Raw genomic sequence first — 13,603 nt, 5'->3', positions numbered from 1 at the left:
GCCGTTACTCGACTTGCACGTCTGCTAACGCAATCACGCGCGACTCGGGAGCGTCACCGTCTGCGACCGCAACCGTCCCCTCCCCATCCTCGCCGGGGAACACAATCGTCCCGCCGACCACGAGCGGTGCGAGAATCCCGGCGACCACCGTTCCGGGTTCGGTGAGCGGCGTGCGAATGGCGACTTCGTCCTCGTCGGTGATGTCGTATTCTTCAATCACTCGCTCAGCCGCCGCGAGCAACTGTCCTTGCGTGTAGGCCTCGCCACCGGCCGCCAGAACTGGGTCGTCTGGTGAAATGTCGATGGGTGGAATCACCGGGTTCTCGCTCCAGACTTCCTTCTCGAAAAACATCGTGGAAGGGTCGTCGGGGCGTTCGCCGTAGGCGATTCGCTGGCCACCCGGCGGGAGTTCGTAGTCCGCGATGGTTGTAGAAGGTGCGACGAGCGCGCGAGCGTCCACCTCCTTTTCGGGTTCGAATTCGACGACTGCCCCGAGGAGGCCAGCGCCGAGGAAGGTGAGCACCGGCTCAGGAGACTGAGAGGCGGCGAGCGCGACCTTTCTTCCCTTGGCGACGCCGACGTGGCGAAGGACGCTCCCCGACTGCCACGAGAGGGTACACAGTTGGGTGTAAGTGTACCGCCGGATGCGACTCCCGTGTGTCCGAAGGGCGGGAGCACCACTTCGGCGCTCTCTTGCCAGCAGGTCGGCGAACGTGTCCATGACTGGTCGTAACGAGTCCGCGAGCAAAAATGGTGCGAGTCGGGGCCGTGAGGCTTACCGCGCGTTCTTGATGGCGTCTAAGGCGTCGGGGTTCTCGATGCTTGAGAGGTCGCCCATGGCGTCGCCGTCGTACGCCGAGGCGATAGCACGGCGGATGATTTTCCCGCTCAGCGTCTTTGGGAACTCGTTTACGAACAGAATCTCGCGCGGGCGGAACGGCTTGCCGAGTTCCTCTCCGACTTGGTCGGTGAGTTCCGCACGCAGGTCGTCAGACTCCTCAACGCCATCCTCGACGATGACGTAGGCGACGACGGCTGTGCCCGTGGTGTCGTCGTCTACGCCGACGGCGGCGGCCTGATTCACGGCGTCGTGTTCGATGAGCGCGCCTTCGACCTCTGCGGGACCGACCTTGCGGCCTGCGACGTTGAGCACGTCGTCAGAGCGGCCGTGAAGGAACCAGAGGCCGTCGTCGTCAATCTGCGCCCAGTCGCCGTGATTCCACATGTCGCCGAACTTAGACCAGTACTCCTCAAGGTAGTGTTCGTCGCCGTCCCAGAGACTCTTGGTCATCGACGGCACGGAGTCTGTGGCAACCAGATAGCCACGTTCGTGGTTTGCGGCAATGGACTCGCCCTGTTCGTTCACGATGTCGATGGCCATCCCAAGCCCGGGACCGCCGAGCGTACACGGCTTGAGCGGCTGAATCGGCATCGGCATGAGGAAACAGCCACAGATTTCGGTGCCACCAGAGATGTTGATAATCGGCGTATCGCCGCCGCCGACTTCGTTGAAGAACCACATCCACGATTCGGGGTCCCACGGCTCGCCGGTCGAACCGAGGAGGCGAAGCGACGAGAGGTCGTGTCCCTCAACCCAGTGGTCGCCTTTCTTGCGAATCGCGCGGATGGCTGTTGGCGAGATGCCGAACGTAGAGATGTTGTGGCGGTCGATCATCGACCAGAAGCGGTCTGGGTTCGGGTAGTCCGGCGCGCCTTCGTACATCACAATCGTCCCGCCGAAGGTGTGGTTCCCGATAAGCGTCCACGGCCCCATCATCCAGCCGATGTCGGACACCCAGAAGAAGCGGTCAGACGGCTTCTGGTCGAAGCCGAAGTGAATCTCCTTTGCGGTCATCGTCTGTGCGCCCGCGTGGGTGTGGACGATGCCCTTTGGCATGCCCGTCGTCCCCGAAGAGTAGAGGAGCATTGACTCGTCGGCCGAATCCATGGCGACGGTGTCGAACTCGTCGTCTTGGGTCGTGACGGCGTCGTCCCACCACTCGTCGCGGGCGTCGTCCCACGGCGCTTCGCCGTCGTCAAAGCGGTTGTAAACAATCGTATGTTCGACGTGCCCGGCCTCCTCGATGGCCTCGTCTGCCTGTCCTTTCAGGCGCACCTTGCTGCCCCGACGGTAGAACCCGTCGCCCGTAAACAGGACGCGACACTCGGCGTCTTCAATGCGGGTTGCGGTGGCGTCAACGCCGAAGCCGGAGAAGATGGGAACTGCAATCGCGCCGACTTTGAAACAACCGTAGAGAATCGAGATGACTTCGGGAACCATCGGCATGTAGAGGCCCACCGTGTCGCCCTTCTCGATGCCACGGTCACTGAGCGCGTTTGCGACCTGATTCGACTGGCGGTACAGTTCGTGGTAGGTGAGTTCCCGAACCTCGCCCGGCTCGCCTTCCCAGATGCAGGCGACCTTGTTTCGGTTCGGTGAATCGACCGCGGCGTGGCGGTCGACCGTGTTGTGCGCGATGTTGAGTTTGCCGCCCGGATACCATTTCGAGAACTGTGGCCCGTCCGTGTCGTCGCGCACCGAGTCATAGTCCTCGTAGAAGTCGATGCCCATCCACTCAACAATCTCGTCCCAGAACCACTCCACGCCCGATTCGCCATCGCCCGCATCGACGGTCGTGCGTTCAATGAGTTCGTCATAATCAGCGATGTCGTGTTCCTGCATGAACCGCCAGACGTTCGTCGATTCGACGAACTCCTGGGAGGGTTCGTACACGATGTCGTCAAAGTCCTCAAGGGATTCCATGATTAGCCTATATGGAGATATTCAAGCGAATACAAAGTAGTTGTGCCACGACATCCCAACGCAGTGTCACACGCCGGCTAATTTTTCTCGTGGACAGCGAGTCGCGCCAAATCCTTTTGCTCATTGCGAGACAAGCTATTGCCATGTACGTCCGAGACGCGAAGAACCGAGATGAGGTCTGGTTGCTCGACCACATCGAGGCGATGGGGCTCGACGGCACGGCTTTTCGCTCTCGTGATTACGTGATTGCGGTCGATGAAACCACCAACGAGCGCGCCGGGTTCGGCCGCATCCGCATCCACGTTATCGACGACGGCGAGCTGTGTGAACTCACGTCCATTGGTACCCTCCCCGACTGGCGCAGGCAGGGCGTCTCTGCCCACGTCGTCGAACGACTGCTCACGCAAGCGACAGACAACGACTTCGACACGGTGTATGCGCTCACCGACACACCCGAATATCTCTCGCAGTTCGGCTTCGAGCCGGTTTCGACGAGCGACCTCCCCGAGAAACTCAAAGAACGTCTCGAAGAGAAACGACAGCATCAGTCACCGGACGTGATTTCCGTCGCCATCGCGCCCGAGGAGTTCGTGATGCCAGAAACGCTGCGCGAACGGTTCAAGCAGGCAGAAAAAAAGCGAGAACCGGAACCAGAAGACACGCCCGAAGACTTCGGCATCGACCCGGCCGACGCGACTTACAAGTACGACACCGGGCGCTGAGTCACTCCGGGCGCGACCAGTGGCTCGGGCGCTCTTCTTTCTCGCGGGTGCGGAGTTTCTGTTTCTGAATCTTCCCGGTTGGAGTGTACGGGAACTCGTCTACAAACTCCACGTACTGGGGCACTTTGAACGACGAGAGCGCTGCTTCACACGCTTCGATTATCTCCTCAGGTGTGATGTCGAAGCCCTCCTTTTTGATAACAAGCGCCTTTACGACTTCGTCGTAGAACTCGTCCGGACTCGGGATGATGGCGACTTCTTCGACGCCGTCTAACGCCTTGATGACGCCCTCGATTTCGTAGGTGGAGATGTTCTCTCCGCCGCGGCGGACGATGTCCTTCTTCCGGTCTAAGAAGTAGACGAAGCCGTCCTCGTCTATTTTCGCGTAGTCGCCGGTGTAGAACCACCCGTCTACGACTGCCTCGTCAGTTTTGTCGGGCTGGTCGTAGTAACTCGCAAGCATGGCTGGGCAGTTCTGGATGAGCTCTCCCTTTTCGCCGCGTGGCACCTCGTTGCCGTCGTCATCGACGACCTTGACGCGCTTTTCTGCGGGCGGGAGGCCGATGCTTCCGACGCGGCGCTTGTCTTTGTCCGTCGGATTGAGCATGAGCAACGGGTCTTCGGTGAGCGAGTAGCCCTCGACAATCTGGATGTCGAATCGCGCTTCGAACGGCTCGAACAGGTCTTTCGGCGTCCCCGCAGAGAAGACGTACTCGACCGGGTTGTCGGCGTCGTCGTCTGCCGGTGGCATGTTGTCGAGCATCTTCAGCATGCTCCCCATCGCGTTGAACTCAGTGACGCCGTGTTTGCGACACCAGTCCCACCAGTTAGACGAGGAGAATTTTTCGTAGATGACGACCTCGGCTCCGGCGGCTGCCGCACCGAGCGTCGAGTAAATCTGGGCGTTGGCGTGGAACAACGGCAGGGCCGTGAACAGCACGTCGTCGTGGGTAAAGCCCATCCGTTTCTGGAAGTCGATGGCCGAAATCGTCCAGTTGCGGTGTTCGCACTCAACGGCTTTCGGCGGCCCCGTCGTCCCCGAGGTGTACATGTGCAGGCCAATTGCCCGGTCGTCGTCGGACGGCGGCGTAACCTCAGTTGACTGGTTTGCGGCGAGGTCGGGGAGCGACTGATAGCCCTCAACGTCGTCGCATACGAGAATTTCTTCGACGCTCGTTCCACGCGCGGCTTCGACCGCAGTGTTGAGCAAGTCTGCTGAGGTCACCAGCACGACGGGCTGTGAGAGTTCGAGCGAGTGGCGGAGTGCGCTTGCCTTGTACTCCGGATTCGACGGCGCGGTGATGCTGTCGAGGTACGCGTTTGCGAACATCGTGAACAGGAACTCGGGTCGGTTCGGGAGAAAGAGCGCTACTCGGTCCCCCTGTTCGACACCCCACTCTGCGAGCGCGTTCGCGTAGCGTTTCGAGGCCGCGACGGCGGCTGCGTAGGTGTACTGCTGGTCACCAAAATTCAGAAACGTCTTCTCTGGCGTCTTCTCGACGCGCGCCTCCAGCAAGTCGTCGATTCGCATGTGTGCTGTGGTATGAAATACCAGTATAAGGGTGTTGGCAACGCGCCGTGCGTTGCCGCCGGTAGCTGTGGGTTTTAGCCGTCGAACCGAGTGACCGTCGAAATCTCTTCGGGGTCGATTTCGTCGAAGGCGTTGCGGGCGATGACGCGCTTGTGCACCTCGTCTGCCCCGTCTACGATGCGGAACTGTCGAACCTCCTCGTAGAAATCAGAGATTGGTAGGTCTTTGCCCATCCCGTTTGCGCCACAGAACTGGAGCGCCGTGTCGATGGCCTCCTGTGCGACGTTCGCGGCGAACACCTTACACATGGAGACGGGAATCCGGGCTTCGTCGCCCTCACTTATCTGCCACGCGGCGTGGCGCACCATCGTTTTCACGGCGTGGAGTTTCGTCTCGTGTTCGGCGATGGCAAAGCGTGGGCCCTGCTTCTCTGCGACGGGGCCACCGAAGGCTTCGCGCTCTGAAATGTAGGCTTTCGCCACGTCAAGCGAGCGCTGGGCCATCCCCGAAAACCGCATACAGTGAGTCAGGCGGGCCGGACCGAGGCGCTGTTGGGCGTGTTTGAACCCCATGTTTTCGGTGCCGAGTAAGTTCTCTTCGGGCACGCGCACATCGTTGAACTTGATTTCCGAGTGGACTGTTCCGATGACGCCGCCGCCGGTGTGCGGGATGTCGCGGACGACTTCCACGCCGGGCGTGTCGATTGGGACGAGAATGAGCGAGGCACCCTGGTACGGGTGGGCGTCGAAGTCGGTGCGCGCCATCACGATGAGGATGCTCGCGTCGCTGCCGTTGGTCGTCCACCACTTGTGGCCGTTTACGACCCACTCGTCGCCGTCCTTCTCGGCTTTCGTCTTCAGCATCTTCGGGTCGGAGCCACCGCCCTGAATCGGCTCGGTCATGGCGAACCCGGAGTGGATGTCTCCGGCGACGAGCGGGCGGAGCCACTTGTCTTTCTGTTCTTTGGTGCCGAGCATTTCGAAGGTGTGCATGTTGCCTTCGTCGGGGGCGTCTACGCGCATCGCGGGCGCACCGAGGATGCTGCGACCAGCCTGCTCGAACGCCGGGAGCACGTCACGGAATTCGAGGCCCATCCCGCCGTACTCCTCTGAAATCTGTGGTGCGTACACGTCGTACTCACGAGCCTGCTCGCGCAGGTCAGCGAGGACTGAATCGGAGACCACGGTGCCCGGTTCGAGGTCACGTTCTGCTGGAATAACCACGTCGTCCATGAACTCTCGCACCCGTCCGGAGACTTCCTGTGCGAGGGCAGAGTCGTTGTACTGCATTACATTGTCAAGGGCAATCATGCCCTAAGACGTTTGGGATGAACGCAACCAGCGCGACAAATCACCTGAATGCTAACTGCTAACTTTCTGCATATTCCTACATTATGTATGATTTTTGACCACGAATACGAACGGGCACGATTCGTGTGGGGGCCGAACAGCGTCTCTCAACTCACCGAACGCATCGACGCAGACGCAAAGGTGATGGTCGTCTGTGGGGAACACGTCGGCGCGACAGACGCTGTCATGGAACCCGTCACCGAGGCACTTGGCGAGCACCTCGTCGCAACCTACACCGGCGCACGACCGAACGTCCCGCACGAAACCGTCGTCGAAGGCGTCAAACGCCTGCACGACTGCGGCGCAGATGCCCTCGTCAGCATTGGCGGCGGCAGTGCGAGCGATACGGCGAAAGCCATCGCCATCTTCGCCGCAGAAGAGACGGCAGACCTCGAACAACTCAAAACGCGGACGGTAGACGGGCAGGTCGAAGTCCCTGAGTTGCCCGCCGAAAAACTGCCGCTCTACTGCGTGGTCACGACGCTCTCAGCAGCAGAGGTGACGAACATCTGTGGCGTGTCCACTCCCGAAGAGAAGGTCGTCCTCTTAGACGAGAAGGTGCGACCGCAAGCGAGCATCTACGACCCGGCCATCGCGGAAACGACCCCCGAATCGGTCATCGGGAGCACGGGCATGAACGCGCTCGACCACGCCGTCGAAATTCTCTACTCAGAGGGACGACGCGACAATCCGTTCTATCAGGCGACCGCAGAGAAGGCGATTCGCCTGCTCACAGAGAACCTCCCCGGCGCGGTCGCGGGCGACCCCGAAGCCCGGGTGCAAGCCCAGCTCGGCGCGGCGCTCTCGGGACTCGGCGTCGTCGGTGGCATCAGCATCAACCACGGTGTGAATCACATCCTCTGTGCGCGCCACCCAGTCTCACACGGCGACGGCAACAGCATCCTCCTGCCCCACGGCATTCGATTCACCGCACCCGCGGCCCCCGACGCCATCCGTCGTATCGGGCAGGCGATGGGCGTCGACGTGGCCGGGACGGAAGAAGAGATTCTCGACAACGTTCTCGACGCGGTCACGACGCTTCAGGAGACGCTCGGGACGCCCACCCGCCTGCGCGACGTGGGCGTCGAGAAGGCCGATTTCGAAGCCATCGCGGAAATCGCTGCAGCGGAGCCGTCGCTCGCCAGTCATCCGCGAGATATCACCGAAGCAGACCTCGTCGCGTTCCTCGAAGCCGCGTGGTAGTCAGTCGCGGGTCCGGATGTATTCGAGCGTCTCACAGACGAGGACGACTTTTCCCTCCTCGGTCGTCACTTCGTCGCGGAACGTGACGATGCCGCCGTCGTCGCGGTCTTCCGTGTCGATGATTTTCCGCGAGACGCTGATGGTGTCACCGATGAAGGTGGGGTGTGGAATCCGCATCTTGTCGAGCCCGTAATAACAGATGTTCGAATCCTCGTGGCGGAAGTCGCTCGTGATGAGCCCCTCCATCATCGAGTAGGTGAGCGGGGCGTGGACGGCGCGCTCGCCAAAGCGTGTTTTCTCGGCGAACGCCGCGTTCATCTGGAGTTCGTTCATGTCGCCCGTGTTGCCCGCGTGGGTGACGAGATGGCTCTCTGTGATGGTTCGTCCGCGCGTTTCGAACGTGTCGCCCACCGCCAAATCCTCGTAGAAGTACGCCGTCTGTGGCATAGATACACACGGATTCGAAGTGGCTTGTATCGTCGGGTCGGCCCCGTTCTTGCCGACATCCTGTCGCATGCGGAATTATTTTATCCCACGTCAGAAACTGTCACGCATGAATTTAGGGCATATTCTCCGGCGGGTCGCGAGACGCCACCCCAAACGAACGGCGCTGCTCGGGCGTGGGGCAGAAGACGGGCGAACCTACGAAGCACTCGATGCACGCGTGGACCGACTCGTCGCGGGCCTCACCGAACTTGGCGTTTCACCCGGTGACCGCGTCGGCTTGATGGTGAAAAATCACGCCGCCTTCATCGAAACGTCGGTCGCGGCCTACCGACTCGGGGCGCTCAAAGTCCCGCTCAACACGATGCTCACGCCGGGCGACCACGACCACCTCGTCTCTGACGCCGGTATCGACGTGCTCGTCGCAGAATCCCAGTTCGCCGCCCACTGCACGGAGATGGAGGCGCGAGCGGGCCACTACGTGGTCGTTGGTGACGAAGACGCAGCTTTCCCCGGCGAGACGCACGCCTACGAATCGCTCCTCGAATCTGACGCGGCCCCTCAGTCGGTCGGGAGCGGCGACGACCCCTGCGCGCTGATGTACACTTCCGGCACGACGGGCCTCCCGAAGGGGGTGACCCACACCCACGACACGTGGCTCTCGACTGCGCTCTCGCTCAAAGCCGAACTCACACAGCAAGACGGCGACGTGACGCTCCACGCCGCACCGCTCACCCACGGCACGGGCTTTCTCGTCGAATCCACGATGCTCGTCGGCGGGACGAACATCCTTGTCGATGGCTTCGACCCCGACGAGTTCTTAGACGCGGTGGACGCCCACGGCGTCCACTCCATCTTCGTCGTCCCGACGATGATTTACAAACTGCTCGACACCTACGACGCAGACGACGGTCGCGACCTCTCCTCGCTGCGAAACCTCTACTACGCCGGTGCGCCGATGAGCGCCGCCCGCCTGCGCGAAGGCCTCGACACCTTCGGCGACGTGTTCATCCAGTCCTACGGCCAGATGGAATGTCCCATGACCATCACCGTGCTCGACCACGAAACTCACCGCCGGGCGGCAGAAGAAAACGAAGAACTGCTCCAGTCTGCGGGCTGCGAAGTGGACACCGCGGAAGTCAGACTCGTAGACGATAAAAATGAACCCGTCGAGCAGGGCGAACTCGGAGAAATCACCGTTCGGTCGCCACTCGCCACGCCGGGCTACTGGGAGTTACCGGAAAAAACCGCAGAAACCATCGTGGACGGCTGGCTCCACACCGGCGACGTGGGACGCTTCGACGAAGACGGCTTCCTCTACATCTTAGACCGCAAGAAGGACATGATAATCACCGGCGGGATGAACGTCTACCCCCGCGAAATCGAGGAAGTGCTCGCCACCCACGAGGCCGTTTCGAACGCCGCCGTCATCGGCGTCCCCGACGACTACTGGGGCGAGAAGGTGGTCGCCATCGTCGAACCGCGCCCGGACGCGGAGATTGCTGAAGCAACCCTCCGGGAAGAACTCGAAGCGACCTGCGATACGGAGTTGGCCGCGTACAAGAAACCGAAAGAAATCGACATCGTCGCCGAACTGCCGCGCAGCTCGTATGGGAAAGTTCGGAAAACCGACCTGCGAGACGAGTACTGGGACGGCGCGGAACGAAACGTGAACTGACCTAGCCAAAAACGCGCTCGCCGTTTTTGACGACCGTCTCCACCAGATTCGTCCCGTACTGATAGGGCACGTGGACGTGATTCGGCGCATCCACGACGACGAGGTCTGCTGGTGCGCCCACGTCGAGGCGACCGAGATGTTGCCTATCCAGCGCGAGTGCGGCGTGTTCGGTCGCGGCGACGAGCGCCTGCGCAGGCGTCATGCGCATCTCCACACACGCGAGCGACTGGGCGAAGCCCATCGAGTGGCTGTGGCAGTTCGGGTTGAAGTCGGTCGCAATGGCGACGGGCGCGCCCTGGTCGAGCATCATCCCCGCGTCTGCGAACTCCGCGCCGAGGCCGAAGGCGGTTCCCGGCAGGAGGACGGGGATGACCCCTGCCTCCACGAGCGCCGAAATGTCGTCTTCGGTCGAGTGGAGCAGGTGGTCTGCGCTCGTCGCACCGATTTCAGCGGCGAGTTTCGTCCCGCCGATGTGCGCGAGTTCTTCTGCGTGCACCTTTGGCGTGAGTCCGTGTTCCATCCCGGCTTCGAGGATGCGACGCGACTGTTCGACCGAAAACACGCCCTCCTCGCAGAACACGTCGTTGAACTCGGCGATGCCCTGCTCTGCAACGGCGGGCAGTTGCTCATCGATGACTGCTTGCGTGTAGTCGTCAGCGTCCACGCCCTGCGGAACGGCGTGTGCGCCCATGAACGTCGGAATCACGTCCACGGGGTGCTGTTCGTCGGCGTCGCGGATGGCCGCGAGCATCCGGAGTTCGGTTTCCGTATCGAGACCGTAGCCGGATTTGACTTCGACGGTCGTCGTCCCGTGGGCGAGCATCCGGTCCAAATGCCCCAGCAAATTCGAGACGAGCGTTTCATCACTCGCTTTGCGAACCGAACGGACGGATTTGAGAATGCCGCCGCCGGCGGCGAGAATCTCCTGATAGGTTTTCCCGCGCAGTTTCGCTTCGAACTCGTCCGAGCGGTCGCCCGCGAACAGGGCGTGGGTGTGCGGGTCAACGAAGCCCGGAAGCACCGTCTTTCCGGTGGCGTCGATGGCCTCCGTCGCGTTCTCTGCGGGGTACTCGCGGGTGACCTCATCGGTCGGGCCGACGGCCACGATTTTCCCCTCTACCACCGCAATCGCAGCATTCTCGTAGCGTTCGAGCGGTTTTCCATCGCCCTTCCCGACCACGAGTTCTGCGGCGTCGTGGATGACGAGGTCACTCACGCCGACCACCCCGCGAGGAAGTGGGCGACGGTGCGTGCGGCGGCATCGACCGTTCGGTTGTTTGCATCGAGTGGCGGTGCGCACTCCACCACCTCAAAGCCAGCGACGCGGTCGTCGCTCGCCGCGAGTCTGACCGCGCGGGATAGGTCGCCCGGCGAGAGGCCGCCGGGTGTCGGGGCGCTCGACCCCGGATACACGGCATCGAGCACGTCGATATCCACGCTCACGTAGAGCGTGTCAACGTGAGCGAGCGCGGAAAGTGCGCGGTCAATTGCGGCCACCGGGTCGTCTGTGACCTCCTCTGCGGTCACGACTTCCCCCTCGTTGTCGAGCACGAAATCATGGTAGTCCGTGCTCGTTTCGAAGTGGCGCGCACCGACGCAGGCGTAGCCATCGAGGCCCGCGTCGTGGAGTTGCCGGTAGGGCGTCCCGCTCGTCGGTCCAGAGTCGGGCACTTCGCGCACGTCGAGGTGGGCATCGAAATTGATGACGCCAACAGAACCAGTGTCGACCAGCGGAGCCACGTTCGGGAAGGTGAGCGAGTTGTCGCCGCCGAGGAACACCGGCAGCGCGTCCTGTGCGTGGAGTTCACTCGTCACCTCTCGGACGGCGGCTTGCACCGCTGCGACGGAACCGTCGGGAATCACCACATCACCGAGGTCACCGATATTCGAGACCGGTCCGGCGTCGAAGTGATGGCTCTTGGTGCCTGCGAGGGATTTTCGGATAGCAGCAGGGCCGGCCGCCGCGCCTTTCCGCGAGATGACCGCGCCGTCGTAGGGTTCCCCGACGAGCACGGCGTCGTATTCGCTCGCTTCGGCAAGCGACGTGGCCTCGATGACGTGGCCGAACTGTTCGTCGTTCGGGTCGCTCGACGTGCCCTGCCAGTTTTCGGCTGCTTCGAGCGTCATGTCCGGTCTCGCATCGGAATCGGGACGTTCGACACCGTCGCCTCGTCTAAGGCGTCTTCGTAGCCGGCGTCTGCGTGGCGGATGACGCCCATGCCGGGGTCCGTCGTAAAGACGCGCCGGGCCTTCTCTGCGGCGAGGTCCGTCCCGTCTAAGACGACGTGGTTGTTCGTGTGGAGCGCGTTGCCGATGCCGACGCCGCCACCGTCGTGGACGCTCACAATGTCCGCGCCCGCCGCGCAGTTGAGCAGGGCGTTCAAAATTGGCCAATCGGCCACGGCGTCAGAGCCGTCTCGCATGGCCTCTGTCTCGCGGTTCGGGCTTGCGACGCTCCCCGCGTCTAAGTGGTCGCGCGTGACGACGACCGGTGCGGAAATCTCGCCCTCACGGACGAGGTCGTTGATTTTGAGTGCGAACTTCGCGCGCTCGGTGACGCCGTCTTCATCGGTCGAGTAGCCGAGCCAGCAAACGCGGGAGGGGAGCCCTTGGAAGGCGACCTGTTCTTGGGCGAGGTCGATCCAACGGTGGAGGTGCTCCTTCTCGGAGAACAGTTCTCTCACGGCGTCGTCGGTGCGGTGGATATCTGCCGGGTCTCCGGAGAGTGCGGCCCAACGGAACGGTCCCTTGCCGCGGCAGAACAGCGGGCGGATGTAGGCCGGGACGAAGCCCTCGAAATCGAATGCGTTCTCCATGCCACGGTGTTCTTTGACTTGCCCGCGGATGTTGTTCCCGTACTCGAAGGCGATAGCGCCCTGCTCCTGCATGGCGAGGATGCCTTCGACGTGGCGAACCATCGTATCGAGACTCTCTGTGACATACTTCTCGGGATTTTCGGCGCGCAGTTGGTCGGCTGCTTCGACGGTGTAGCCGCTTGGATAGTAGCCCTCAAGTTCGTCGTGGGCACTCGTCTGGTCGGTGACGATGTCCGGGACGAAGCCGCGTTCGATCATCCCGTCGAACATGTCGGCGGCGTTCATGTGGAGGCCAATCGAGAGCGGTTCGCCCTTCGCGGCGGCTTTCTCTGCCATCGAGATGGCCTCGTCGAGGCTGTCGGTTTTCTCCATGCAGTAGCGCGTCTCGATGCGACGGTCGATGCGGTGTTCGTCCACTTCCGCGGCGATGCACACGCCGTGGTTCATCGTCACTGCAAGGGGTTGTGCCCCGCCCATCCCGCCGAGGCCGCCGGTGACGGTGATGGTTCCCGTGAGGCCCTTGGCGTCGGGGAAGTGCTGGCGACCGGCTTCCGCGAGCGTTTCGTAGGTTCCCTGAATGATGCCTTGGGTGCCGATGTACGCCCACGACCCGGCGGTCATTTGGCCGTACATGATGAGGCCCTTGGCTTCGAGTTCGTGGAAGTGCTCCCAGTTGTCCCACTTGCCCACCAGATTCGAGTTCGCAATCAGGACACGCGGGGCGCGCTCGTGTGTGGTGAATCGGCCCACTGGCTTGCCGGATTGGACGAGCAGGGTTTCGTCGTCGTCGAGCTCGCGGAGTTCTGCGAGAATCGCGTCGTAGGCGTCCCAACTGCGGGCAGCGCGGCCCGTTCCACCGTAAACGACGAGTTCTTCGGGATTCTCGCCTACGTCAGGGTCTAAGTTGTTGTTGAGCATGCGGAGGGCCGCTTCTTGTCGCCAGCCCTTACATTCGATATCAGTACCGGTTGGTGCACCCTGATACTCGCGCCACTGCGCGGAGGGTTCACCGAGTCGGCTCTTTCGGTCGGTCGGTTGCTTGTGTCCCATGTATACGCATACCAAGTAGGCGAGACGCCGAGAGGGTGGAGTCTCC

General features: G+C 62.1%; 11 protein-coding genes. 3 read left to right on the top strand and 8 right to left on the bottom strand.

Features of this window, described 5'->3' with window-relative positions; translation table 11 throughout:
• Window positions 1-4: 4 nt before the first annotated feature.
• The gene (locus tag V5N12_RS07105) at window positions 5-721 is read right to left on the bottom strand and encodes an AMP-binding protein (protein ID WP_332898459.1); all 717 of its coding nucleotides are present in this window, start codon (window positions 719-721) and stop codon (window positions 5-7) included.
• A 54-nt stretch (window positions 722-775) separates the two neighbouring features.
• Window positions 776-2,764, bottom strand: coding sequence for an AMP-binding protein (locus V5N12_RS07100; RefSeq protein ID WP_332898458.1), 1,989 nt, complete (start codon window positions 2,762-2,764; stop codon window positions 776-778).
• 143 nt (window positions 2,765-2,907) lie between these two features.
• Here V5N12_RS07100 and V5N12_RS07095 point away from each other — a divergent pair, with 143 nt between their 5' ends.
• Window positions 2,908-3,486 (top strand): GNAT family N-acetyltransferase, encoded by a 579-nt coding sequence (locus V5N12_RS07095; protein ID WP_332898457.1) that lies wholly within the window; start codon window positions 2,908-2,910, stop codon window positions 3,484-3,486.
• Window position 3,487: 1 nt separating this feature from the next.
• On the opposite strand, the gene V5N12_RS07090 is transcribed toward V5N12_RS07095, so the two are convergent.
• Together V5N12_RS07090 and V5N12_RS07085 are read right to left on the bottom strand one after the other, a co-directional pair.
• Entirely contained in the window at window positions 3,488-5,017 is a 1,530-nt protein-coding gene (locus V5N12_RS07090) for a class I adenylate-forming enzyme family protein (protein WP_332898456.1), read from the bottom strand.
• A gap of 74 nt (window positions 5,018-5,091) precedes the next feature.
• Window positions 5,092-6,306 carry an acyl-CoA dehydrogenase family protein gene (locus tag V5N12_RS07085; RefSeq protein WP_332898455.1) on the bottom strand — a complete coding sequence of 405 codons (1,215 nt, stop codon included), beginning with the start codon at window positions 6,304-6,306 and terminating at the stop codon, window positions 5,092-5,094.
• A 108-nt stretch (window positions 6,307-6,414) separates the two neighbouring features.
• Between V5N12_RS07085 and V5N12_RS07080 the strand changes: the two genes are divergently transcribed.
• Window positions 6,415-7,569 (top strand): iron-containing alcohol dehydrogenase family protein, encoded by a 1,155-nt coding sequence (locus V5N12_RS07080; RefSeq protein ID WP_332898454.1) that lies wholly within the window; start codon window positions 6,415-6,417, stop codon window positions 7,567-7,569.
• On the opposite strand, the gene V5N12_RS07075 is transcribed toward V5N12_RS07080, so the two are convergent.
• A complete protein-coding gene (locus V5N12_RS07075; RefSeq protein ID WP_332898453.1) occupies window positions 7,570-8,085 on the bottom strand; it encodes a MaoC/PaaZ C-terminal domain-containing protein in 516 nt (171 codons plus the stop codon).
• A gap of 37 nt (window positions 8,086-8,122) precedes the next feature.
• Here V5N12_RS07075 and V5N12_RS07070 point away from each other — a divergent pair, with 37 nt between their 5' ends.
• Complete coding sequence (locus tag V5N12_RS07070) at window positions 8,123-9,691, top strand: AMP-binding protein (protein ID WP_332898452.1); 1,569 nt, start codon at window positions 8,123-8,125, stop codon at window positions 9,689-9,691.
• A 1-nt stretch (window position 9,692) separates the two neighbouring features.
• Here V5N12_RS07070 and hutI read toward each other — a convergent pair whose 3' ends face one another.
• From hutI to hutU, 3 genes are read right to left on the bottom strand one after another with little or no spacing between them, the layout of a single operon-like run.
• Window positions 9,693-10,907 carry an imidazolonepropionase gene (hutI, locus tag V5N12_RS07065; protein ID WP_332898451.1) on the bottom strand — a complete coding sequence of 405 codons (1,215 nt, stop codon included), beginning with the start codon at window positions 10,905-10,907 and terminating at the stop codon, window positions 9,693-9,695.
• On the bottom strand, window positions 10,904-11,818 hold the full coding sequence (hutG, locus tag V5N12_RS07060; protein WP_332898450.1) for a formimidoylglutamase: 915 nt from the start codon (window positions 11,816-11,818) through the stop codon (window positions 10,904-10,906). Before hutG ends, hutI begins: the two co-directional genes overlap by 4 nt.
• Window positions 11,815-13,557 (bottom strand): urocanate hydratase, encoded by a 1,743-nt coding sequence (hutU, locus tag V5N12_RS07055; protein ID WP_332898449.1) that lies wholly within the window; start codon window positions 13,555-13,557, stop codon window positions 11,815-11,817. The genes hutG and hutU overlap by 4 nt, the downstream gene beginning before the upstream one ends.
• Between the last annotated feature and the right edge of the window lie 46 nt (window positions 13,558-13,603).

It is taken from the genome of Haladaptatus sp. CMSO5, from assembly GCF_036689885.1.
Classification (GTDB): domain Archaea; phylum Halobacteriota; class Halobacteria; order Halobacteriales; family Halococcaceae; genus QDMS2.
This window is presented reverse-complemented; position numbering and strand designations above follow the sequence as displayed.

Excerpts from the sequence above, each read along its gene's own strand:
- V5N12_RS07100 (WP_332898458.1), bottom strand. The coding sequence starts at position 2,764 with ATGGAATCCCTTGAGGACTTTGACGACATCGTGTACGAACCCTCCCAG.
- V5N12_RS07080 (WP_332898454.1), top strand. The coding sequence starts at position 6,415 with ATGATTTTTGACCACGAATACGAACGGGCACGATTCGTGTGGGGGCCG.
- V5N12_RS07070 (WP_332898452.1), top strand. The coding sequence starts at position 8,123 with ATGAATTTAGGGCATATTCTCCGGCGGGTCGCGAGACGCCACCCCAAA.
- V5N12_RS07105 (WP_332898459.1), bottom strand. The coding sequence starts at position 721 with ATGGACACGTTCGCCGACCTGCTGGCAAGAGAGCGCCGAAGTGGTGCT.
- hutU (WP_332898449.1), bottom strand. The coding sequence starts at position 13,557 with ATGGGACACAAGCAACCGACCGACCGAAAGAGCCGACTCGGTGAACCC.
- V5N12_RS07095 (WP_332898457.1), top strand. The coding sequence starts at position 2,908 with ATGTACGTCCGAGACGCGAAGAACCGAGATGAGGTCTGGTTGCTCGAC.
- V5N12_RS07090 (WP_332898456.1), bottom strand. The coding sequence starts at position 5,017 with ATGCGAATCGACGACTTGCTGGAGGCGCGCGTCGAGAAGACGCCAGAG.
- V5N12_RS07075 (WP_332898453.1), bottom strand. The coding sequence starts at position 8,085 with ATGCGACAGGATGTCGGCAAGAACGGGGCCGACCCGACGATACAAGCC.
- hutG (WP_332898450.1), bottom strand. The coding sequence starts at position 11,818 with ATGACGCTCGAAGCAGCCGAAAACTGGCAGGGCACGTCGAGCGACCCG.
- V5N12_RS07085 (WP_332898455.1), bottom strand. The coding sequence starts at position 6,306 with ATGCAGTACAACGACTCTGCCCTCGCACAGGAAGTCTCCGGACGGGTG.